This is a genomic window from Chitinophaga sp. NPDC101104 (genome assembly GCF_050277495.1).
In the GTDB taxonomy this organism is placed as follows: Bacteria; Bacteroidota; Bacteroidia; order Chitinophagales; family Chitinophagaceae; genus Chitinophaga.
In genome coordinates this window covers 2,938,274-2,961,357 of sequence record NZ_JBNNSF010000001.1, presented here as the reverse complement: position 1 = coordinate 2,961,357, position 23,084 = coordinate 2,938,274, and the positions used below count along the sequence as shown (strand labels likewise).

The 23,084-nt window shown below is 54.5% G+C and carries 18 protein-coding genes and 1 tRNA gene; 8 read left to right on the top strand and 11 right to left on the bottom strand.

Annotated features, from left to right (window positions below; all coding sequences use genetic code 11):
• Positions 1–77 precede the first annotated feature (77 nt).
• Both ACQKLP_RS11880 and ACQKLP_RS11875 read left to right on the top strand, forming a co-directional pair.
• Positions 78–1,940: a tetratricopeptide repeat-containing sensor histidine kinase gene (locus ACQKLP_RS11880; RefSeq protein ID WP_427322963.1), complete on the top strand. Its 1,863-nt coding sequence runs from the start codon at positions 78–80 to the stop codon at positions 1,938–1,940.
• On the top strand, positions 1,903–2,658 hold the full coding sequence (locus tag ACQKLP_RS11875) for a LytTR family DNA-binding domain-containing protein (protein WP_341839205.1): 756 nt from the start codon (positions 1,903–1,905) through the stop codon (positions 2,656–2,658). Before ACQKLP_RS11880 ends, ACQKLP_RS11875 begins: the two co-directional genes overlap by 38 nt.
• A gap of 2 nt (positions 2,659–2,660) precedes the next feature.
• Here ACQKLP_RS11875 and ACQKLP_RS11870 read toward each other — a convergent pair whose 3' ends face one another.
• From ACQKLP_RS11870 to ACQKLP_RS11860, 3 genes are all read right to left on the bottom strand, one after another.
• A complete protein-coding gene (locus tag ACQKLP_RS11870; protein ID WP_427322962.1) occupies positions 2,661–3,752 on the bottom strand; it encodes a hypothetical protein in 1,092 nt (363 codons plus the stop codon).
• A 90-nt stretch (positions 3,753–3,842) separates the two neighbouring features.
• On the bottom strand, positions 3,843–4,847 hold the full coding sequence (locus tag ACQKLP_RS11865) for an SPFH domain-containing protein (protein ID WP_427322961.1): 1,005 nt from the start codon (positions 4,845–4,847) through the stop codon (positions 3,843–3,845).
• Positions 4,848–4,941: 94 nt separating this feature from the next.
• The gene (locus ACQKLP_RS11860) at positions 4,942–5,376 is read right to left on the bottom strand and encodes an HlyD family secretion protein (protein WP_427322960.1); all 435 of its coding nucleotides are present in this window, start codon (positions 5,374–5,376) and stop codon (positions 4,942–4,944) included.
• A gap of 197 nt (positions 5,377–5,573) precedes the next feature.
• Here ACQKLP_RS11860 and ACQKLP_RS11855 point away from each other — a divergent pair, with 197 nt between their 5' ends.
• Positions 5,574–8,000 (top strand): glycoside hydrolase family 95 protein, encoded by a 2,427-nt coding sequence (locus ACQKLP_RS11855; protein WP_427322959.1) that lies wholly within the window; start codon positions 5,574–5,576, stop codon positions 7,998–8,000.
• 241 nt (positions 8,001–8,241) lie between these two features.
• Here ACQKLP_RS11855 and ACQKLP_RS11850 read toward each other — a convergent pair.
• Positions 8,242–8,315, bottom strand: a tRNA-Pro gene (locus tag ACQKLP_RS11850).
• 164 nt (positions 8,316–8,479) lie between these two features.
• On the opposite strand from ACQKLP_RS11850, the gene ACQKLP_RS11845 reads away from it, so the two are divergent.
• The 5 genes from ACQKLP_RS11845 to ACQKLP_RS11825 are packed head-to-tail and all read left to right on the top strand — an operon-like array spanning position 8,480 to position 13,304.
• Positions 8,480–9,745, top strand: coding sequence for a dihydroorotase (locus ACQKLP_RS11845; protein ID WP_427322958.1), 1,266 nt, complete (start codon positions 8,480–8,482; stop codon positions 9,743–9,745).
• Positions 9,742–10,221, top strand: a complete 480-nt coding sequence (locus ACQKLP_RS11840) for a DUF4199 family protein (RefSeq protein ID WP_427322957.1) — start codon at positions 9,742–9,744, stop codon at positions 10,219–10,221. The genes ACQKLP_RS11845 and ACQKLP_RS11840 overlap by 4 nt, the downstream gene beginning before the upstream one ends.
• On the top strand, positions 10,218–11,174 hold the full coding sequence (locus tag ACQKLP_RS11835) for a glycosyltransferase family 2 protein (protein WP_427322956.1): 957 nt from the start codon (positions 10,218–10,220) through the stop codon (positions 11,172–11,174). The genes ACQKLP_RS11840 and ACQKLP_RS11835 overlap by 4 nt, the downstream gene beginning before the upstream one ends.
• Positions 11,174–12,289: a glycosyltransferase gene (locus tag ACQKLP_RS11830; protein WP_427322955.1), complete on the top strand. Its 1,116-nt coding sequence runs from the start codon at positions 11,174–11,176 to the stop codon at positions 12,287–12,289. The genes ACQKLP_RS11835 and ACQKLP_RS11830 overlap by 1 nt, the downstream gene beginning before the upstream one ends.
• Positions 12,290–12,323: 34 nt before the next feature.
• Positions 12,324–13,304 (top strand): hypothetical protein, encoded by a 981-nt coding sequence (locus ACQKLP_RS11825; protein WP_427322954.1) that lies wholly within the window; start codon positions 12,324–12,326, stop codon positions 13,302–13,304.
• 152 nt (positions 13,305–13,456) lie between these two features.
• Here ACQKLP_RS11825 and ACQKLP_RS11820 read toward each other — a convergent pair whose 3' ends face one another.
• The 7 genes from ACQKLP_RS11820 to ACQKLP_RS11790 all read right to left on the bottom strand — a co-directional run bounded on the left by ACQKLP_RS11820 (position 13,457) and on the right by ACQKLP_RS11790 (position 22,782).
• Positions 13,457–13,942: a hypothetical protein gene (locus ACQKLP_RS11820; protein WP_427322953.1), complete on the bottom strand. Its 486-nt coding sequence runs from the start codon at positions 13,940–13,942 to the stop codon at positions 13,457–13,459.
• A gap of 165 nt (positions 13,943–14,107) precedes the next feature.
• Positions 14,108–15,439 carry a M16 family metallopeptidase gene (locus ACQKLP_RS11815; protein WP_427322952.1) on the bottom strand — a complete coding sequence of 444 codons (1,332 nt, stop codon included), beginning with the start codon at positions 15,437–15,439 and terminating at the stop codon, positions 14,108–14,110.
• 17 nt (positions 15,440–15,456) lie between these two features.
• Positions 15,457–16,836 carry a M16 family metallopeptidase gene (locus ACQKLP_RS11810; RefSeq protein WP_427322951.1) on the bottom strand — a complete coding sequence of 460 codons (1,380 nt, stop codon included), beginning with the start codon at positions 16,834–16,836 and terminating at the stop codon, positions 15,457–15,459.
• Between the two features lie 190 nt (positions 16,837–17,026).
• Positions 17,027–19,567, bottom strand: coding sequence for a DNA gyrase/topoisomerase IV subunit A (locus ACQKLP_RS11805; RefSeq protein WP_427322950.1), 2,541 nt, complete (start codon positions 19,565–19,567; stop codon positions 17,027–17,029).
• A gap of 24 nt (positions 19,568–19,591) precedes the next feature.
• The gene (locus ACQKLP_RS11800) at positions 19,592–19,993 is read right to left on the bottom strand and encodes a hypothetical protein (RefSeq protein ID WP_427322949.1); all 402 of its coding nucleotides are present in this window, start codon (positions 19,991–19,993) and stop codon (positions 19,592–19,594) included.
• 2 nt (positions 19,994–19,995) lie between these two features.
• Positions 19,996–20,856: a DUF1835 domain-containing protein gene (locus tag ACQKLP_RS11795; protein WP_427322948.1), complete on the bottom strand. Its 861-nt coding sequence runs from the start codon at positions 20,854–20,856 to the stop codon at positions 19,996–19,998.
• A gap of 27 nt (positions 20,857–20,883) precedes the next feature.
• On the bottom strand, positions 20,884–22,782 hold the full coding sequence (locus ACQKLP_RS11790; RefSeq protein WP_427322947.1) for a DNA topoisomerase IV subunit B: 1,899 nt from the start codon (positions 22,780–22,782) through the stop codon (positions 20,884–20,886).
• Positions 22,783–23,084 lie beyond the last annotated feature (302 nt).

Below are 23,084 nucleotides of genomic sequence, written 5' to 3'. Positions count from 1 at the left end.
GTGAAAGGGGCGGCCCACTGGGTGAAATATTCCGCTCCAGCGGGGAAAAGTCCTATTTTGCAAGGGAATTAATCGCCATGGTACGACAGGGTTTCGTCATATTGATATCGATCGCGCTGCTATGCTGCGGTTTTTCTGTTTTTGCCCAGAAACAGGAACGCGAAAGCACGCCCGCAAGCAAGAAGGTAAAATACGACGGCCGGTCCAAAGCCGCGCGGGAACTGGAAAAATCGCTGTATGCCGACGATAACGAACTGAAAACCGCCCAAAGCTATGAAGCCCTTGCTACGGAACTGACGGAAAAGAACGATTACGCGAAAGCAGAAGAATATCTCAAAAAAGCGCTGGACATCTACCTCCGGCTCAAACACCGGAATGCCGCACCCGCCAGCCGCGCCCTCGCCAAGGTGCAGGAATTGCAGCACAAGATAAAGCCCGCCATCTCCAATTACCAATCTGCCGGCAAGTTGTCTTCTGACACTACCCTCGAACGCGCCAATTTCAACGACGCCAACCGCCTGTTGAACACGGGCAATCCCCAACGGCAAAAGGACTACGCACAATCCAACGTCGAGATCTTCGAGAAGGAAGGCAAAAAATCCGAAGCCGCCGACGCCTACCGCCAGCTCGGCAACAGCCTGTTCAACCAGAACAACAAGTCTGAAGCCATCGAAAGCTACAGGCGGGCGCTCGATAAAAGCGACAATACCGGCGACATTTCCGCCATCAGCAAAGAAATTTCCCGGGCATACGTGGAAGACAATAATATCGCAGGCGCCATCCAGCAAAGCGAAAGCATTCTCGCCAAAGCCCGGGAAGAACACAACACTACGCTCCAGATCGATCAGCTCCAGGAACTCGCACGGCTGTACGCCCGCCACCAGCAGCCCGACAAAACCGGCGATCTCCTCGAAGAAGCCTACCTGCTGGCGCTCAAAAGCGGAAATACCTCGAAGGCGAAAGATTGTCTCCTTGCGCTGACGAGCTATCTCAAACATCAACGCAGGGAATCCCAGGCCATCCAGCGGTACGATAATTTCCTCCTCAACCTCGATTCCCTCATCCGGACAGACAGCTCGCTGGTGGATGCCAGTCTTTTCGACATCACAGAGGGGAAGATCAAGGACCTGGAGCGGGAAAAGGCGCTACAGCTGGCGCTCATCGACAACAAGAACAAACTCAATTATTTCCTCATCGTTTTCGTAGCGGCGATGGTAGTGCTGCTGGTGTTCATCGTACGATCGCTGCGGGCCATCAAAGTCAAGAACAAAAAGATCGCGCTGCAATCGCTGCGCCGGGAGATGAACCCGCATTTCATATTCAACAGCCTGAACAGCGTCAATCAATATATCGCGGAAAACAATGAAATGGAGGCCAACCGTTACCTTACCTCCTATTCGGGCCTCATGCGGAACGTGATGGAACATTCGAACCGGGATTTCGTTACCCTGGCCGTGGAGGCCGAGCAGCTGAAAAGGTACCTCGACCTGGAGCAGCTCCGCTTCAGCGATAAATTCGTGTACATCCTCGACATCGACGAAACGCTGGACCCCGATACCGCCATGATCCCCAATATGCTCATTCAGCCCCATCTCGAAAACGCCGTCTGGCACGGCCTGCGGTATAAAGACACGAAAGGCCTGCTGCGCGTGGGCTTCCGGAAAGAAGGCCAGCATATCGTCGTGGAAATCGAAGATGACGGGATCGGACTGGCGAAGAGCCGGGAACTGAAAACCACGCACCAGAAAGCGTACCAGTCGCGGGGCATCACCAACACCCGGGAACGCATCAACCTGCTGAACGATATTTACCATCTCCGCATCCGGCTGGAAATGGAGGAAATCACCGCCAGCGGCGCCACCGGCACCCGCGTGGTATTGCATCTTCCCTTAATGGACAAGCATGAATTTAACCGGAAAGATCACAGCGGTCATCGTTGAAGATGAAACCGCCGCCATCGTGGCTTTGCAGAATTACCTGGGGAAATTTTGCCCGCAGGTAAAAGTTATCGGTACCGCGCAGAACAGCCGCGAAGCCGTGGAAGTACTACACGACCTCCAACCGCAACTTGTGTTCCTCGACGTGGAAATGCCCTTCGGCAATGCGTTCGATGTGCTGGAAGGTTGCCAGGACCTCCAGTTTGAAACGATCTTCGTCACCGCGTTCTCCGAATATTCGCTGCGGGCGCTGAACCAGAGCGCAGCGTATTATTTGCTCAAACCCGTGAGCATCGAGGAACTGATCCTGGCCGTGAACAAAGTGCAGCAGCAATTACAGCAGCGCCAGTGGATCGACCGCAACCGGATCATCATGGAAAACGCCCGGGAAAACAATCCCGGCATGCAACAGGTGATCCTGCCAACGCTGGACGGGTTCGATGTCGTGAAGATGCATGAAATCGTAAGACTGAAAGGGAACGGGAATTTCACGGACGTATTCCTGACCGACGGCAGCAAGAAGATGGTCTGCCGCTTCCTCAAACACTTTTCGGAAATGCTGCCCCATCCTTTTGTCAGGGTCCATAAATCGCATATCATCAATATTCATTACGTCCAATCGTACCATAAGGGTGCGGGCGGATACGTAAACCTGAACGACGGCACCGAAGTGGAAGTGTCGCCGGCGTACAAAGATAGTCTCCTCAAGGCTTTCCAGTAAGTTTATTGCTGCCCCAGCATGATAAAAATGAGTATGATGACAAGCACCACCAGCACTACCAGCGTTACTTTCCATCCCGAAACGGGTTTCTTCCCGTGCACTTTCCCGGTTTGACCGTTCACAAGAAAATGGTATGTTTTCTTTTTATAGACGTAGGTGCAAAGCCAGATCGGCAGCAGGATGTGCTTGTAGGTTTGATCGGCGTACGTGGTGTTGACCCGTAAATCTTTGTAAGTATCGATCCGGCACATGTCAGCACAGGCATTTTCGATGAAATCGTCCATGATGGCTTCGGCTTTGGTGTATCCGTCGTGCACGGCCACGTCGTACACATCGGCCGCCCAGCCAGACAGGTATTGCGCGTCGAAGTTCACCAATTCTTCCAGCTGGTAAGGAAACACGCTTTCGTATTCCTTTTGCGAAAGCTCGGTGGCGCCGCCGATGAGGATGTCATCAAAAAAGTGATCGAAAGTGCCGCTCCGGTAAATCCATTCCGTGCGTTGCACCGTGCGGGTCTGGCGTTTTCCCTGTGCATCGGTGTAAGATTCCGTTTCGTAGTAATAACGGCCCCCGTATCCGGTCCAGCTGCTATGGGTTTGCGCGTCGTAGGTCCAGAACGGCAGGTAAATACCGTGCAAGGCATCATGCCTGGCGATTTGCTGGAGGTCTCCCGGCGCCCACCACCCTTTGCCGATCCAGGATTTGAAGATGCCGAGCGATTGTTGCTTATCGACCTTGAAGGGAACGATACCAGAAGGCTGGATGACCCGCGTTTTATACGCTTCCGGGTTTACCGCCTCATAGTTACAGAAGCTGCAGGTAAACGTGGGCGTTTCCGACATAAAAACCGATTCCGACCCGCAGCGGTTGCATTTATACACCCGCTGCTCCACGGTCACCGACGCATCATTACCGGCCTGCAACTGCTGGCGCAGGTTATGCTCCCGGATGTGATCGGTGGATTTGTCGATGTCTACCTGCGTGCCGCAATGTTCGCAGACGAGCTTTTGCAGCTTTGGGTTGAAATACAATTGGGCATTGCATCCCGGACAGGGAAACAGTAGTAAGGGAGCGTTGGCGGTCTTGGAATCCATTTAAAGTTTGCGTGAGATCGGAGAACGGCGACTGTATTGAATTTGAACGGCCGGACCGGGTTCGGTGCCCGCTCCGGCCGATGCGGAAGTTTATAATTTACCGAGGATTTCAGCTTTCTTCTGGTTGAATTCCTCTTCCGTCAAAATGCCCTGGGCTTTCAGTTCGCCCAGTTGTTTGAGGAGGTCCAGTAGCTTTTGCTTTTCGTTGGGATCGGCTGCGGGTGCGGCCTGCGGCGCAGCCGGCTGCTGTTGCTGCTGCTGGAGCATATTGGTGAGGATCACGCCTGCGCCCATGCCCGCCATGCCGGCGGCGCCCGGGTTGTTGGAGAGGTTCTCCAATGCGATACCGCCCTGCATCTGGTTGAACTGGTTCAGTTTGTCGGCCATCATGTTGAGCTGCGTCGTTTTATCGAGCATTTTCTCCACTTCTTCCGGCAGCGTGACGTTTTCGATGAAGAACTGCCCCAGCTCAATGCCCCAGATGTCGAATTCCTTCTGGAAAACCGGCTTCAGTTTCTCCCCGATCTCGGTAAAATTAGCGGACAGGTCGAGCACAGACACGCCTGCTTCGGCCAGGCCTTCCGCCAGTTTGCTGACGATCACGTTGCGCAATTGCTCGCTCACCGATTCCACGCGCACCCAGGGATGGGTGCCGGCAAATTCCTTGATGAACTTCTTCGGATCGGTTACCCGCATGGTGTACGTCCCGAAAGAACGCAACCGCACCTGTTTGAATTCAGGGTCGCGGACAATGACCGGGTTGGAAGTCCCCCATTTCAGGTTGGTGAACTGCCGTGTGCTTACGTAGTAAATATCTACTTTGAAGGGCGAGTCGAACAGGTATTTCCACGATTTCAGCGTGGTGGTGATGGGCATGTTGCTGGTAGTGAGCTCGTGCCGGCCGGGCAGGTACATATCCCCGAATTCGCCCTCGTTCATGAGCACTGCCACCTGCGATTCCCGCACGGTCATTTGAGCGCCGTTCATGATCTTGTCTCCCTTGTCGGGGAATTTATAGATCACGGTATCCGTAGTGTCATCCACCCAGTCGATGACTTCGATGAACTCATTTTTGATAAAGTCGAATATGCCCATGGAAAAAGGTTTTATTTGGAGTCGTATATGAACACCGGAAGTTACAGAAAATATAAATGCAATGGTTATTGGATGATGAACATTCTCCCGCCCGTTAGCAGGTCGTAATATTGGGCAAAGACCTGGCGGGGTTGACCGGCACCGGAACGCGCTGTACGATCTTGACGTAGTTGCTCGTGGAATTATCCGGCGGCAGCAGGGAAAAACCGGAACCCGTTGCGGGAGAAAGGGAAATGATCGTTCCCCTGAACACCTGCTCGGGGTAGGCATCCGCCACCACTTTCACCGAATCGCCGATATGCATGTTCGCCACCTGCGCTTCCTTGTAATTGGCCACCATCCATTTGTCGGTTTCGTCGTTCACGATGAAGGCCAGCGTTTCACCCGCGTCGATCATCTGTCCAACTTCCACCGTTCGCCGTACCATCCGGCCGTTGTACGATGCAGTGACGACCGTATAGCTCACATTGAGCTTATACCTGTCCAGCAAAGCTTTCAGCCGGGCGATCTCCGCTGTTACGACGGTCATTTCCGCATCGATGTCGCCGATGCGGGAAACGGCAGCGCCGTAGTTGTCTTCGGCCGGCGGATTTCAGGAAAACTGATCGCCCGCCTGCTAATATCCCGCCGGAACCGGTCAATGGAATGGCAGTCATTTTTCCGGGATACCCCTACTTTTATAGGAATTTCCAAGCGTTTATCGTCCAAAATCAAAAACAGCATCACATGTATCTGTATAAAAGATGGCTGTGCGCACAACTGGTATGCCTCCTGCTGGCCGCAGCGGCTTATGCCCAAGACAACAAGGCAGGCAAGGTCTGGTACACAACACCGGCCAATGCGGCCGTGAAAGACAATCCCGACGGCTGGGTAAGCGACCCCGAATGGCTGAAAGCCCTGCCTGTGGGGAACGGGCACGTTGGCGCCATGGTTTTCGGCGATGTGAACAAGGAACGCATCCAGCACAACGAAATGACGTTGTGGAGCGGCAGTAAGGATGAAGGCGACAACCCCGAAGCATCGAAGCACTTGCCGCAGATCCGGGAATTGCTATTCCAGGGAAAATACCGGGAAGCCACGGAACTGACCAATAAAACGCAAATCACCAAAGGCAAGGGCTCCGGCCACGGCAACGGCGCCAATGTGCCCTTCGGTTGCTTCCAGACATTGGGCGACCTCTGGCTCGATTTCCCTTCCCGCCAACCCTATACCAATTATTACCGCGAACTTGACCTCATGAACGGTATCGCCCTTAGCCGGTTTACGCAGGACGGCGTCACCTTCACCCGGGAAGTTTTTGCCAGTCATCCTGCAAAAGCGCTCGTGGTCCGGCTAACGGCCAGCAAGCCCGGCGCCATCCATTTCGATGTTTCCATCGACCGGCCGGAAAGATATACCACTACCACCAAAGGCAATACCCTTTTGATGGAAGGCGTGATGAACGATGGGCGCGGCGGAGAAGGTATGCGGTACAAAACCTACGTATCGCCCGTGCTCACCGGCGGTACGGTAAAAGCGGCCGGCGGCCGGCTGCAGATCAGGAACGCCACCGCCGTCACGCTCTTCATAACCGCCAAAACCAGCTACAGGCAACATTATCCTGACTTTCACAATCCCGGTTTCGCAACGGAGCTGGAGGCCATCACCAGGGCTGCCGTAGCAACACCTTACGCTAAATTAAAACAGGCGCATATCGCCGATTTCAGCGGAATGATGAAACGGGTGGATTTTCAGCTGGACGGGGCACCGAACGATATCCCCACCGATCAGCTCCTGAAAAAAAACTTCGATAGCAAAAATGAGCAGGTGTTATACCCGCTGTACTTCCAGTTCGGGCGCTACCTCCTGCTTTCGTCTTCGCGCGCGGGCGGGCTGCCCGCGAACCTGCAGGGAATCTGGGCCAACAAGGTCCAGACGCCCTGGAACGGCGATTACCATACCGACATCAACGTGCAGATGAATTACTGGCCGGCGGAAGTCGCCAATTTATCGGAATGCCATGTTCCGCTCATGGACCTGATCGCCATGCTGTCTGAGCCTGGTAAAAAAACGGGCCGGATCCAATATGGGATCGAAGGTTTTGCGCTGCATCCCATTACCAATGTCTGGGGCTATACTTCGCCCGGGGAAAGCGCCAGCTGGGGGATGCATATCGGCGGTGGCGCCTGGATCATGCAGCACGTTTGGGAACATTATGCCTTTACCCGTGACCACGCTTTCCTCGCAAAGGCGTATCCGTTGTTGAAAGACGCCAGCAACTTTTATCTCGGCTGGCTGGTGAAGCACCCGATAACAGGGAAACTCGTTTCCGGCCCGTCTCCTTCGCCGGAGAATACCTTCAAAGCGCCCGACGGCTCCAATGCGCAAATCAGCATGGGCCCGGCTCACGACCAACAGGTGATCTTCAACCTCTTTGAAAACACCTTGCAAAGCGCGAAAATACTGGGATTGAAAGACGATGATTTCCTCGCGAAAGTAGCGGCAGCAAAAGCTAACCTGGCGCGCCCCGCAATCGGGCCAGACGGCAGGTTGCTGGAATGGGCGGAGCCATTCCAGGAAGTCGAGCCGCTGCACCGGCATTTATCGCACTTGTTCGCATTTTACCCCGGCAACGAAATAACCGTCAACAAAACGCCCGAAATGGCCGCCGCGGTCAGAAAATCGCTGGAAGCCCGGGAAGACGCGGGCGTTGGCTGGACGTACGCCTGGAAAATAGCGCTCTGGGCGCGCCTCCACGACGGCAATCGGGCGCTTTCCATATTGAACAATCAATTGCGACCCACTTCGGCAACCGATACCAGGTACAACGATGGCGGCGGCACGTACTTTAACCTGTTCGACGCATGTCCGCCTTTCCAGATAGACGGCAACTTCGGCGTGATCGCCGGGATGACGGAGATACTGCTGCAGAGCCATGAAGATTTCATCGAATTGCTGCCGGCGTTACCGGCAGCGTGGAGAAATGGACATGTGAAGGGACTTGTGGCCCGGGGGAATTTTGTCGTGGATATGCAATGGAAAGATGGAAAACTGGCGAAGGCGGCGATACTATCGAGATCGGGTACGCCATGTAAAGTAAAATACGGGAACAGGATCGTGGACATATCCATAAAACGCGGACAGCAAGTGCAGATTGCGCACCTTTTTCAATAAGCGGGAAATAAATTGTAACGCGAAAGGGCTCCTGGATGGGGGCCTTTTTCGTTTATAACAACCAGGCAGGAACAGGCGTAATGTGCAAGCAATTATAGGACGGATTTTCTCATCGGGAAGATGCGGGATGGCGCATTTGGGATCGACATTAATTTGCCCAGGACCGAAGCGTGCAGGAAGGATTTAAATATCCTGAAAACAAAAAAGCCATCTCTGAAAGAGATAGCTTTTTTAAAGTTCGTCGGGACGACTAGATTCGAACTAGCGACCCCTTGCACCCCATGCAAGTGCGCTACCGGGCTGCGCTACGTCCCGAACTTCCGGTCCGTTTGTTTGTGACGGGATGCAAAAGTAACGAATGTTTTCATTTTCACAAATTTTTCTGTGTTTTTTTGTCAAAAAACTGTTGACAACCGCTCCCCGTACGCTATACATCCGGTCACAATTATGCGTACATTTGCACGGGATAAAATCAAAAGATGCAAATTTTACTGAAAAGCGCGACCATCGTTTCTGAACAATCGCCTTTTAACGGGCAACGAAAAGATATACTGATCGAGAATGGCGTGATCGCTTCCATCGCCGATGAAATTACACCGGGGAACGCTACCGTGATCAACGGCAGCGGCCTGCACGTTTCCGGCGGATGGATGGACGTTTTCGCCCATTTCTGCGATCCCGGACAGGAATACAAGGAAGATCTGCAATCCGGCGCCCTCGCCGCGGCAGCTGGCGGGTTCACGGCCGTCATGATCGTTCCCAATACGCAGCCGGCGATCGATACCAAATCGCAGATCGCTTATGTGCACAGCTCCGCCCGCAGCAGTGTGGCGGAAGTGCTGCCGGTAGGCGCCATCACCAAAAAGCTGGAAGGCGCTTCCCTCGCGGAAATGTACGAAATGCGCGAAGCCGGCGCCGTGGCCTTCTCCGACGGGCTCAAACCTGTGCAGTCGTCGGGCCTCATGCTCAAGGCGCTCCAGTACGTGAAAGCGTTCGACGGCACGGTGATCCAGATCCCTGACGACATGACCATCTCCGGTCACGGCCTCATGCACGAAGGCATCCATTCCACCCGCCTCGGCATGCCCGGCAAACCGGCCATCGCCGAAGAGATCATGCTCAAGCGAGACCTCGACCTCCTCGAATATACCGGTTCCCGCCTCCATGTAACTGCCGTATCCACCCGGGAATCCATTCGCCTCATCGCAGCCGCCAAAGCCCGCGGGCTGCAGGTTACCTGCTCCGTAACGCCGTACCACCTGCTGTTCACGGACGCGGACATGGCTTCGTACGACAGCTTCCTGAAAGTGAATCCGCCGCTACGTACCCAAGACGATGTGGACGCGCTGCGCGCCGCCGTGGCAGACGGCACGGTGGATTGCATCGCCACACATCACCAGCCGCAGGACTGGGACGCCAAACAGGTGGAGTTCGAATATGCCAAACCGGGCATGATCGGCCTGGAAACGGCTTTCGCCGCGCTGCGCGCCGCTTTGCCCGAACTGGGAATGAGCCGGCTGGTAAAACTGCTGTCAGACAATCCGAGGCGCATATTCGGTCAAACGGTATCCCCCATCGCCGAAGGTGCTCCTGCCAACCTTACCATTTTCGAGCCTGAAACGGAATATACGCAGAGCGACGACCGCTTCCAGTCCAAAAGCCGCAACACGCCTTTCCTCGGCAAGCCCGCGAAAGGCAGCGTAACCGGCATCATCCGTCAACAAAAATTCTGGTTCCGGTCATGAAGAACAAAACGCATCTCCGCTTCGGCCTTCTGGCCGCAGGCATCAATTTCGCATTGCTGCTGACGCAACATTTTACCGGCGCCAGCTCCAATAATATCTTTTTCCGCATCATCGCGCTGGGCGTGCTGGTGGTGGCCGTAGTGGCTTCCTGCCTGCGCTTTTCCCGCGATATGGACCACAAAGCAAGCTTCGGAGAGGTTTTCGGCACGGGGTTCCGCACCACCGCCGCCGCTACCGTCGTTTTCGCTGCGCTGTTCATGATCTTCGCGATGATGATGCCCGGCTACAAGGAACAGTTCATCCAGGACATGATCGCCATGGGCCCGCAGGCCAATATGCCTGAAACCCATGCGGAAGAGTTCGAACGGTTGAAACAAGCCTTCCCCGTAACCGTGCTGTCCGGCATCCTCATGTTGTACGTGCTCCCCGGTACTGTTGCCGCTTTGCTGGGAGCCGCCTTAGCCAAAAAGAAATGAAACACCTGGACATATCCGTAATCGTTCCCTTAAAAAACGAAGAAGAATCGCTGCCCGAACTGGCGGCATGGATCGACCGCGTCATGCAAGCCAACGGCTTCTCTTATGAAGTATGGATGGTGGACGACGGGAGCACCGACCAGTCGTGGGACGTGATCCGCCAGCTTTCCCACGAAAACCCGAACGTCAAAGGCATCAAATTCCAGCGCAACTACGGCAAATCGGCCGCGCTCAACGAAGGTTTCCGCAAGGCCCAGGGCCGCGTGGTCATCACGATGGACGCCGATCTGCAAGACTCGCCCGACGAAATCCCCGGCCTCTACAGCATGATCGTAGACGATGGGTACGACCTGGTGAGCGGCTGGAAGAAGAAGCGCTACGACAATACGCTGACCAAAAACCTCCCTTCGAAGCTCTTCAACTGGGCCACCGTAAAGATGAGCGGCATCAAACTGCATGATTTCAACTGCGGTTTGAAATCGTACCGTAAAAAGGTGGTAAAAACCATCGAAGTATACGGGGAGATGCACCGGTATATTCCCGTGATCGCCAAGTGGAGCGGGTTCCGCAACATCGGCGAGAAAGTGGTGGAGCACCGCAAGCGCAAATACGGCACCACCAAATTCGGGCTGGAGCGCTTTATCAACGGCTTCCTCGACCTGGCGTCCATCACTTTCGTAGGGCGTTTCGGGAAACGGCCCATGCACTTTTTCGGTGCACTGGGCACACTTTTTTTCCTCATCGGGTTTATCATCGCGGGGTACCTGGCCACGGCCAAGATATTCTGGATGCAGTACAAAATGACGGAAAGGCCGCTGTTTTTCCTCGCCATGCTACTCCTCATCATCGGTTCGCAACTGTTCCTCACGGGGTTCATTGCCGAACTGGTTGCGCGCAACGCGCCGGAACGCAATTCCTATCTCGTGGAGGAAATCCTTGAAAACGAAGACTGATGGCTGCTCCGCAGAAAATCGTCATCATCGGTCCCGCCCACCCTATCCGGGGAGGGCTTGCCGCTTTCAACGAGCGGCTGGCGCGTGAGCTTATCGCGCAGGGGCACGAGGTGGATATCCATACGTTCTCTTTCCAGTATCCCGGGTTTATGTTCCCCGGGAAAGAACAATATACTTCGGCGCCCGCTCCTGCCGGGCTTCGCATCAAACGGAGCGTGCATTCCCTCAACCCGCTGAACTGGCGGAAAACGGGGCTCGCCATCCGCAGGCAACGGCCAGACATGGTGATCGTCGCATTCTGGATGCCGCTCATGGCCATGAGCCTCGGCAGCCTGGCGCGCATCATCCGTAAGAACGGGCATTCCCGCATCGTGGGGCTGGTACATAACCTCATCCCCCACGAGAAACGGCCGGGAGATGCCGTGCTCACCAGGTATTTCGTGAACAGCTGCCACGCGTTCATCACCCTCAGCCGCGAAGTGCTGAGCGATATCCGCCAGCTCACCGATAAACCCGCCGCATACGCCCCCCATCCCGTGTACGACCATTTCGGCGATAGGCTCCCGGCGCCGGAAGCGCGCCGCCATCTGGGTCTGGACGAGCACGGAAAATACCTTCTGTTTTTCGGGTTCATCCGGCATTACAAAGGGCTCGACCTCCTGCTGCAGGCCATGGCCGATCCCCGCATCCGCGCCATTGGGGACCTGCGGCTCGTGGTGGCGGGGGAATTCTACGAAGACCGGAAGAAATACGAACCGCTCATTGGCGGCAACGTGAAAATCGTCAGCGATTTCATCCCGGATGCCGACGTGAAATATTACTTCTCCGCGGCCGACCTGGTGGTCCAGCCCTACCGTACCGCCACGCAAAGCGGCATTTCGCAGATGGCCTACCATTTCGAAAAGCCCATGCTGGTCACCGATGTGGGCGGACTCCCGGAAATTGTGCCGGACGGGAAGGCAGGATACGTCGTGCAGCCTGATCCAACGGCCATTGCAGACGGTATTCTCCGGTTCCTGGAGCAACCGGCCGGCCGTTTCGACGCCTTTATCCGGGAGCAAAAGCTGCTGTATTCCTGGGGCCATTTCGTAAAAACGCTCGAATCCCTGCAATAAATCGATGCTTTTGGGGTTAAATAAGTCTAGTATCATGAAAGCCACCTTCCTCATAATCGCCATATGCTCCGCCGCTGCCGCCTTTGGACAGAAGCTTCCGGCAGCCAGCTTCGCCGAGCTCGAAAAGCGGCAGGATTCCCTGCGCGCGATGAGCTACGAGATCATCAACGGTAAAACACAGGAAGTGCGCAGCACGAGAAACGATGCGTTCATCCCCGCGCTCGTCAAAGCCCTCAAAACACCGTATTCCTTCTACTACCCGTTCGATTCGCTGACCACCATGGCCAAGGTCTACCCGGCAGACAGTACCTTCCGCATCTTTACCTGGCCGCTGGAAAACGACAACAGCACGTTCCGCCACTTCGGCGTGATCCAGATGAACACGAAAGACGGCTCCCTGAAGTTGTTTCCCTTGTTCGACAATTCAGACTTTACCACCAATACGGATACGGTCACCAATCACCACGGATGGTACGGATGCCTCTACTACGCCATCATCCAGCGGCGGTATTTTAACGCCGAATACTACACGCTGTTCGGCTGGGATGCCAATAACATGCGCAGCCAGAAAAAGATCGCGGAAATGCTCACGTTCAAAGACAGTGTGCCCGTTTTCGGCGGCCCCTATTTCAGTTTCGTGGAAGATACCGTCCGCAAGCCCACGCGCAACCGATTTATCCTTGAATACAAGCGCGACGCGGCCGCCAGCCTCAACTGGAACCCCGAAGCCAATCTTATCATTTACGACCACCTCATTTCCGAAACCGGCGAAGAAACCAAAAAACACACGCTCGTCCCGGATATGGACTACGAAGGCTTCAAATGGCAGGCCGGCAAATGGGTGCACGTAGAAAAAATATTCCACGACGCGCTGGAGAAAGGCAAAGTGCCGGTGGGCGTGCCTTTCGACAAAAGCAAATCGAACCTGAAAGAACCCAAAACCTACGATGAAATAGCGGAAGAAGAAGCCGCGAAACAGGCGGAGAAAAACGCGAAAAAGAAGAAAAAGAATTAACCATCCGTGGCGCTATTCCAAATAGCGAAGCATCAATAGTACATTTTCCAATAGATTGCAGGAATTGAATCATTGTTATGATCCGGCCAGGTGCGCAGCTCAACCGCCGTTGCGTCGCACACTGCGGCGATAGTAAGGGTTTCAGCTTTGCATCAGGGAGTTGGCAGCTCCGCATCCGGCAGCGGGAGCTCGTTCATTTCGTGGTTGAAAACATGCAGCTCGATATCCGAGATCTTATTGAACGGGTAATGCGACTTCGGGCCGAAGAGCAGCATCAGCCTTACCTGTCCTACCGAACCTTTCATTCCTTTCCCGCTGTAAATGGGAATAAAAACGACGCGTTTATTGTATGTTGAAACAGAGTCGGTCACAAAAACCGGCGGCCTTTCTTTCGGCGCATATTCTTCATACACCCGGCAAATCCGGTCGAACTTCCGGGCCAGCGTAGCTTCCGATTCCCCGATCTGATCCAGCGGCACGCCCACCAACTCGCGGAAGGCCTTCTTGTCCTTTTTTTCGATCGTAGCCAGCACGGCTTCGCTCGTTGCCCGGATCTCACGGATTTCATTCGGTTGCTTGTCAGACGAAGCACAAGCCACAGCCAACAGGGTCGCAAACATGCATGTGTACTGCTTCATAGGCACAATATAATGAAAAAAGCTAATTGAATACTCCATCTCCATCGCACCAAACAGCTCCTCACCGCTTTCTTGATGGATTCCTACTTCTCCCCTGCGGTCCCGTTCTAAAGCACAAAATCCGCCATTGCGGCGGATTCTGCAGTATAAGCAATTTGAATTCCCTTAATCTTTCGGCTTCTTCACATTCGAAGCGGGCAGTTTCGCCGGCGCCGGTTGCTTGAAATCCGATTCCGCCACTTTATCCTTATTTCCGAGGTAGGTCCATTGCACCTCGTTGAGGTAATTCCCGAAAACGCGGTTCACATCTTCCGTCTTCACCTGTCCGATACGGGTATTGATCTCGTCGAAGATGCGCCAGTTGCCGGAAGCCTCGCAGGTGCTCATCACATTAGCCTGCGCGCCGCTGCTCTGGTTGGTCATGTAGTAATTCGTGAGGTACGATTTTTTCTTGTTCTCGATCTCCTTCGGCTTGAATCCGTTTTCCTTCACGTCGTTGATGATAGCCGTCATCACCTCCAGCGACTGCTTCGGGTCTACCGTCGTGATATACAGCTGTGCGGCCGGCGTTTCGATAAATGCGTTGTTGTAGCCGGCGGCCGGGGCGTAAGACAGGCTTCGCTTCGTCCTCAGCTCCACGAAATAACGATCGTACAGAATGCTCATGGCAAACTGGAAAAGCGGCCCGTCGGGCGAATAGTATTTCGGCGCGTTCCCGAAACCAATGATGTAATTGGTGGCCAGCTGGCGGTCGGAAATATTCACGCCGGGCTTGATGGCAGCGGCCGTAGGCTTGCGCGGGGCTTCGCCGGATGGGAGCGCCGCCAGGGTATTCTTTACTTTCGCAGCAATGTCTTTCTCATCCAGGTTACCGACCACTACGAGGTAAATCCGCTGCTTGCCGAGGAGTTTCTTGTAAAAATCCTTCGCATCGGCGAGCGTGAGCTTTTCCAGGGTTTCCGGGACACCGTTCACGCGCTTCGCATAGTCCGTTCCCGCAAACAGCTGCTGGGCGGCCAGGATGCGGAGGAACTGATCGGGATCGGCTTCCAGTTGCTTGGCGCCAGACACCATGCGGTCGCGCTCCAGCTTGAACTCGCCTTCGTCCATCACCGGGTGCAGCACGGCATCGGAAAACAGCGCCCAACTGCGGTCCCAATTGTCGCGCAGGCAGGTCATGGTCATAAAAGTAAAGTCGTTCTTAGCGCCGGCGGAAAACTCGGTCCCGAGTTTCTCCAGTTCGGCCGACAGCGCGTCTTTGTTCACGGAAGCCGTACCTCCGTTCAGCGCGGTCCGCAACGCCAGGGGCTCCAGACCCTGCTGTGCCTCGGTGATATTGGCGGCGCCGCCGCGGATGCAGAGGTTTACGGTGGCGACGGATTTTTCCGTCTTCTTGAAAATCACTTTGATCCCGTCTACCTGCAACTCTTTCGTGGTTTGGGCAAACAGGGGCGTACCGCCGCAAACGCACAGGATGATATAGATAATTCGTTTCATGTTCGGTATTTATAAGGTTAGCGGTATAAGGCGTCCAGGTCGGTTACGTTCCATTCTTTCTGCATGTCCGGGCTCAGCAGCAAACCCGCCACGGAAGGCTGGTTCTTGATGTACTTGCGGACATAGTCCTGGATGTCTTTACGCGTCACCTTGTTCAGTTCGGCGATATAATCGAAATAATAATCCAGCGTTGCCGAAGCCCACCAGAAGCTCAGGGAATGTATGTAGTCGGTGGTGGCTTCCATATTGAATTTCTCGCTGTTGGCCAGCTTGATCTTCGAGGTTTCCAGTTGCTCGTCGGTAAAATAATCGTCGCTGTCGAACTGCGCGATCTCCCTGGCCAGCGCCTTGAACGATTCCTTGAATTTCGCCGGGTTCGGCACGCAGAAAACCTGGATCGGCCCCACGAATTTGGCCGTCTGGTAGCTGATCCCTACGTTGAGGGCATACCCGCTGTCGATGAGGTTTTTCTGGAACCGGGAGTTTTTCTGTGACAGGATGTACGAAAACACATCGGCCACCAGCGTGGCTTTGAGGTCGTTGCGCGTATCCGGGCCATGCCATACCTGCAGCAAAATAGGCACCTTGGCATTGGGGCTGATCGTCACGAAATGCAGGCTGTCTTTGCCTTTCAGCGTTTCGAATTCAGGGATAGGCCAGCGTTGGAACGGATCGAAGCCGGCCGCTTTCCAATCCCCGAACACTTCCTTCGCGCGGCGGAAAACGTCTTCATGCTTTACATCGCCAGCTACGAGGAGGATGGAATTATCGGGATAATAATATTTGTCTTTGATGATGCGCATCTTCTCCGGCGTGGCGGTCAGGATGATGTCGTGGTCGCCGATGGGGTTCTTCCGGGAATAATGCGCGCCCCAGGTTTTGTGGTTCACTTTGTCGAACAGCGCCCAGGCCGGATTGGATTCCGCGCGCTGGAACTCGCCGTCTACCACGGGGTTTTCCTTCTTCATTTCCTCCTGCAAAAACAGCGGGTAGCGGATGGCGCTGTTCATGAACCGTAGACCATTGTCGAGGTCCTTGCTGCCGAGGGTAAAAAAGTAATTGACGCGCTCCTGGCTGGTGGTGCCGTTAAACGAGATCCCGAGCTCCTGCACGCGTTCGAGGTATTTCTCCTGCGAGGGAATGTCTTTGTTGGCTTTAAAGAACATGTGCTCGTAGAGGTGCGACAAGCCGTTATACTCGTTGTCTTCCGTGTAAGATCCGTTGCGGACGGCCATTTCAATGGTTACCAGCGGCACGGAGCGATCTTCCAGCACCAATAGCTCCAAACCGTTCGGCAATTTGGACATGAAAATATTGGCAGGTTTGTTGGGCGATTTTTGCGCGGATGCCGATAACGCCAGCACCAGCAATGGAAATAAAAGGGGTGATTTCTTCATGGGCGAAATTTCCAGGGTCAGAAATAGAATACAGGTTTGAAAATGTCAGGCCGGGCAGGTAAGCCCTTACCGAATATAGCGGTAAATCTGCATTCGGCCAATCCGTTCGTCCCAAACGTCTGACTGGATAAAAACAAAAAAGGCGCAAGGGTTTCGCTGCCCTTGCGCCTTCATACTAAATGATTGATTATCAGAACAATTCACCCTGAACGTTCCCGGCATCATCGTCTTCCTGTTCAGCTTCTTCGTCTTCGGTGATGAGCTCGATGTTCACGAAATCGTCTCCTGCGATCTTGTTGCCTACGGTGCGCCAGCCGGTCACTTCATAGGCTTCGTGGAGGGAGATTTCTTCTTCTTCGGGGTCGCGCTTCTTGCCTGTGCGGAGGATCACGACGGGTTCTGCCTGCGTGGTCACGAGCTCCACATGGTTATGGGCGCCTTCCTTGATGAAGGAGAACTTGTTGTTGAGGGTTTGCGTTTCGATCTTGAAACGTTTTACGTTATACTGTTTCTTGTCGGCATCGAAATACACGGTGGAAACGATCCTTTCCGGGTTGAACTTCTCGATGTACATGGCCTGTTCGGCGTCGAAACGGTTCGTCAGTTCGAAGTTCGTCAGTTCGTACGTCCCGTTTTTATAAAACACGACGATCTTGTCTTCCCCTTCGAACGAGCCCACGAACACGCCGCGCTGGTCTGTGTTCAGGCGGCCCACGGCATCATCGTACCAGATTTTCAGTCCGCTGAGGGTAGAAACGCCTTTCTCCTTGAACTTCACGGAACGGATGGGCCATTTGGTCACCACGTTGCCCATGGAGCTACGGCCTTTGATGGGAATGGTCTCGAAATAGAAATCGAATTCCTTCTTCTTGGCGGCGCAATTGGCGCTGAGTTTCACCGTTACCACTTCCGCTTCGCCGTTGGCGTTTGCGGTGAAATAATGCACCTTGGAACCTTTTTCGCCTTTGGTGAGATTATATTCCTTATCGCGGGTGATACCGGTAACGTTGAAGCGTTTGGCCAGGCTGTAGCCGGTTTTGCCGTCGGTGTAGATCATGTTGTAGGTCATGCGCTCATCGTTCTTGCGGAACACATCCACATGAATGATGTCTTTGCCCACGAATGTTTTGTCGGACACTTTGGTGACCAGCATCACGCCGTCGCGGCGGAAAACGATGATATTGTCGATATCGGAGCAATCGGCCACGAACTCGTCTTTTTTGAGCGAGGTGCCGATGAACCCGTCTGCCCGGTTCACGTATATTTTGGTGTTGGCGATGGCGACGGATTGTTGCTGGATGGTATCGAAGGTTTTGATCTCGGTTTTCCGTTCGCGGCCTTTACCGTATTTTTTCTGGAGGCCTTCGAAGTAGGATACCGCGAAATCGGTCAGGTTGGCGAGGTCGTGCTTTACCTGTTTGATATCGGCGTCGATCGCCTTGATCTGTTCGTTCAGTTCGTTGATATCGAGGCGGTAGATGCGGCGCACCGGTTTTTCGGTGAGCTTCACGATGTCTTCCCGGGAAATCTCGCGCTTGAGCTGTTTCTTGTAGGGTGTGAATCCCTTGTCGATGGCCACCAGTACGGCTTCCCAGTCTTTATGTTTTTCTTCCAGCTCTTTGTATATCCCTTTTTCGAAGAAGATTTTTTCGAGGGAAGTGTAGTGCCATTTTTCTTCGAGCTCGGCGAGGCGGATCTCGAGTTCCCGCTGCAGGAGGTGTTTCGTGAAATCGACCGAGCGCCGCAGCAGGTCGGAAGCGCCGAGGAAAAGGGGCTTATCGTCAACGATCACGCAGGCGTTCGGGGAGATGGACACTTCGCAGTCTGTAAAAGCGTACAACGCGTCGATGGTGATGTCGGGCGAAATGCCAGGCGCCAGCTGCACTTCGATCTCCACATCGGCGGCGGTATTGTCGATCACCTTCTTGATCTTGATCTTGCCGTTGTCATTGGCTTTCACGATGGAATCCATGAGGCCGGTGGTGGTAACGCCGTACGGTACGTCTTTGATGACGAGTGTCTTTTTGTCTTTCTCCTCGATATGGGCGCGGACGCGGACTTTGCCGCCGCGTTTACCGTCGTTGTAGTTGGCCACGTCGATCATGCCGCCCGTGAGAAAATCGGGATACAGCTCGAATTTCTTTCCGCGGAGGTATTTGATGGAGGCGTCTATCAGTTCGATGAAGTTATGCGGGAGGATTTTGGTGCTGAGGCCCACGGCGATGCCTTCCGCGCCCTGCGCGAGGAGCAGCGGGAATTTCATGGGCAGAGCGAGCGGCTCGTTCTTACGGCCGTCGTAGCTCAGCTGCCATTCGGTGGTTTTGCCGTTGAAAGCTACTTCCAGCGCAAATTTCGAAAGGCGTGCCTCGATGTACCTGGCAGCGGCGGCATCGTCGCCCGTGCGCACGTCGCCCCAGTTGCCCTGCATATCGATCAGCAGTTCTTTCTGGCCGAGGTTCACGATGGCGTCGCTGATGGAGGCGTCTCCATGCGGGTGGTACTGCATGGTTTGCCCGATCACGTTGGCCACCTTGTTGAAACGCCCGTCGTCCATTTCCTTCATGGCGTGCATGATGCGGCGCTGAACGGGTTTGAGCCCGTCTTCCACGCCTGGCACCGCGCGCTCCAGGATAACGTACGAGGCGTAGTCCAGGAACCAATCCTTGTATTTCTCGTCTACGTGCGCTGCGCCATGCAGTGATTCGTCCGGTGTTTCTTTTGTATTGCTCATATGCTTGATTCAGAAAAGTAAAAACTAACGTTTCCCGGCCTCGAAGTCTTCCCGCCAAACGCGCACGGAATCGATATGCACGTCGTTAAGGGTATTCAATTCGATGAAGGAACAATCGGTGACGGCGATCAGCTGGTGCCAGACGTTGACGGGTATTTCCACCCTGGCCGGGGCCACGATCGTATCCATCCGGATATCGGATTCTTCGAGCGGGCACCAGTGGAGCTCCGCGGTGCCGCTCAGCAGGTACAGGATCTCGGGGTTCTTGTAATCGGATTTCCCCTGGTGATAATGCTGCCCGCTGCTGCTGCCGGCGTTCCGGTAGCAGAGGAGGAACGTTCCGGTACGGAAACTTTCCCATTCATATCCGCTTCCGCGGTCATCTTTCCCGATCTGCCGCAACGGCTGTATATCCGGCTGTGCCATCGTTATGCATTTTCTGCGGTTTCCGGTGCTGCCGCTTCGGATTCGCCTCCGCCGCCCGGTTGCCTGATCTCGTAATCTTTTAATGTCTTCAGCTCCCCGCGCGCTTCCAGTTTCCCTTCCTTCACGAGCTCTTTCAACCGCCAGTTCAGGTAATGGTCCATCACGGGATATTTCATTTTGCCGATCACCGCCGAGGCCGACTTGCCCGCTTTCGCGAACTCCTTGCCCGTGGCGGCCAGCAGCTCTTTATCGTAATATGTCGCCGCCTCTCCGCGGATCTTCTTTCCGCCTTCCAGCAGCCGTACGCCTGCGTTCTCGTTCATCAACCGGCGCCATTCGTCGCCATCCAGCTCGAATTCCGCCAAAGACACTTCCCGCGCCAGTTTCTTTGCCTTCAGGTATTCTTTCGGCAATATCTGGCTGAGGTGCGTAGGGTAAAACACGCCGTTCTTCTCGTTGAGGAAAGGCAGATTGTTGAGGTAGATGAGGTGGATGCGGCCCGAAAAACGGTCGAGCTGGCTGATCAGCCAGTAATACCCGCAAACATCGGTCGGGTTTTGGCCCGCCCATATCCAGATCACCAGTTCTTCTTCCTCGCGCAGGCGTGCCTTGAGGCTGCGAACGGGATCCTCCGGTACGGGGACCTGCTCCCCTTCTGCCGGCGGCGGCAGGGTAATGTCTTGCAGGTCGTTCCACCAGTCGCGGCGCGCAACGCGCCCGTCCGGCGTGTCGAGGATGAAGATCGGGCCCACGGCCAGATCGTCCTCGTAACACAAAATCTCCCCTTCCAGTTGCGGGTCCAGCTCGAAGGCCGCTTTCAGGTTGGCGACGCTCGACTGCCCGAATACAATATGCAATATCATTGTCGGTATTCGTCTTCTTCTTTATAATTACGCTTCCGCCGTTTCTTCCACCAGGTCTTTCTCCAGCCGGAGATTGCTGATGATGAAATCCTGGCGGTGCTGGGTGTTCTTGCCCATGTAATATTCCAGCATTTTGGCGACCGGCATTTCCTGCGACGGGATGATGGGCGATTTGCGCATATCGTCGCCGATGAACTGCCCGAATTCTTCCGGACTGATCTCGCCCAAACCTTTAAACCGGGTGATCTCCGGTTTGTTGCCCAGTTTCTTCACCGCTTTCTGTTTCTCTTCTTCGCTGTAGCAGTAAATGGTTTGCTGCTTGTTGCGGACGCGGAACAGGGGCGTTTCCAGGATGTAGATATGCCCGTTCTTCACCAGGTCGGGGAAGAACTGCAGGAAGAACGTGAGCATGAGCAGGCGGATGTGCATACCGTCTACGTCGGCATCGGTGGCGATGACGATATTGTTGTACCGCAGGCCTTCGAGCCCTTCTTCTATATTAAGGGCGTGCTGGAGGAGATTGAACTCCTCGTTCTCGTACACGATCTTTTTCGACAGCCCGTAACAGTTCAGCGGTTTACCGCGGAGGCTGAATACGGCCTGGGTTTCCACGTTGCGGGACTTGGTGATGGAACCGCTCGCGGAGTCGCCCTCCGTGATGAAGATGGTGGTTTCCCGCTGTTTGGTCTCCTGTTCGTCTTTATGTTTGCCGGTAGCTTCTTCGTTGAGATGGAAACGGCAGTCGCGCAGTTTGCGGTTATGGAGGTTCGCTTTTTTTGCGCGCTCGTTGGCGAGTTTCTTAATCCCTGCCAGTTCTTTCCGCTCCCGCTCGCTTTGCTCGATGCGTTTCTTGAGGGATTCGGCGACGGCGGGGTTCTTGTGCAGGTAATCGTCGAGCTGTTTGCTGAGGAATTCAAGCACGAAGGCTTTCATCGACTGTCCGCCTTCGGAGACCGTCAGCGATCCGAGCTTGGTCTTGGTCTGGCTTTCGAACACAGGCTCCTGCACGCGCACGGCGATGGCCGCGCAGATAGAGGCCCGGATGTCGGTTGCGTCGTAATCCTTTTTATAGAAATCGCGCAGGGTTTTCACGAACGCTTCGCGGAACGCCGCCAGGTGCGTACCGCCCTGGGTGGTGTGCTGTCCGTTCACGAAGGAGTAATATTCTTCGCCGTATTGGTTCTCGTGGGTGATAGCCACTTCAATATCTTCCCCTTTCAGGTGGATGATGGGGTAGCGCAGATCGTCCGGGTTGGTTTTGCGTTGCAGCAAATCCAGCAGCCCGTTTTTGGACAGGTATTTCTGGCCGTTGAAGTGAATGGTGAGCCCCGCGTTCAGGAAGCAGTAGTTCCATATCTGGTTCTCCAGGAAGTCGGGGATGTAATGGTAGTTTTTGAAAACGGTATCGTCCGGCGTAAAGGTCACGAGCGTGCCGTTGCTTTCCTTCGTATCGGCTTCCTTATGTTCCTTCGTGAGCACGCCCCGCTCGAATTCGGCCACTTTCACGCGGCCATCGCGCATGGAGGAGATCTTGAAGTAGCTGGACAGGGCGTTGACCGCCTTGGTACCTACGCCGTTCAGCCCCACTGATTTCTGGAATGCTTTGCTATCGTATTTCGCGCCGGTGTTGATCTTGCTCACTACGTCCACCACCTTGCCCAGGGGCACGCCCCGGCCATAGTCGCGCACCGTCACGGCGTGTTCCGTCACCTTGATGTCTATCTGCTTGCCGAAGCCCATCATATGCTCGTCGATGCTATTGTCTACCACCTCCTTGATCAGGATGTAGATGCCATCGTCCTGACTGCTGCCGTCTCCCAGTTTGCCGATATACATACCCGGACGGAGGCGGATGTGCTCGCGCCAATCGAGCGAGCGGATGGAATCCTCCGTATAGGTGTTGAACAACTCTTTGTTTTCTGCCATAAGTCTGACTGTTAACCTGTTGATGATTAAACCGTTGGGGTGGGGTTGACCCCGGCCCCTTACTAAATCTTTTAGCAAAACCCGGTCGTTGGCAAAAATAAAGGATTCGCGGAATATGCCAAGTAGATTTTATGCACCATACCTTCTGCACTGATTTTCAACGGGAAGTAAAATTATCCACGCCCCTGTCCTCAACTGTCTCCCTGCTGCGCCCGCACCGCAGCGGCAAAATCCCCCGTTCGTATCATAACATGTTATCAAAAAATGCATATTTTTTTGAACGTTTTCCGGGTGAATTCGAT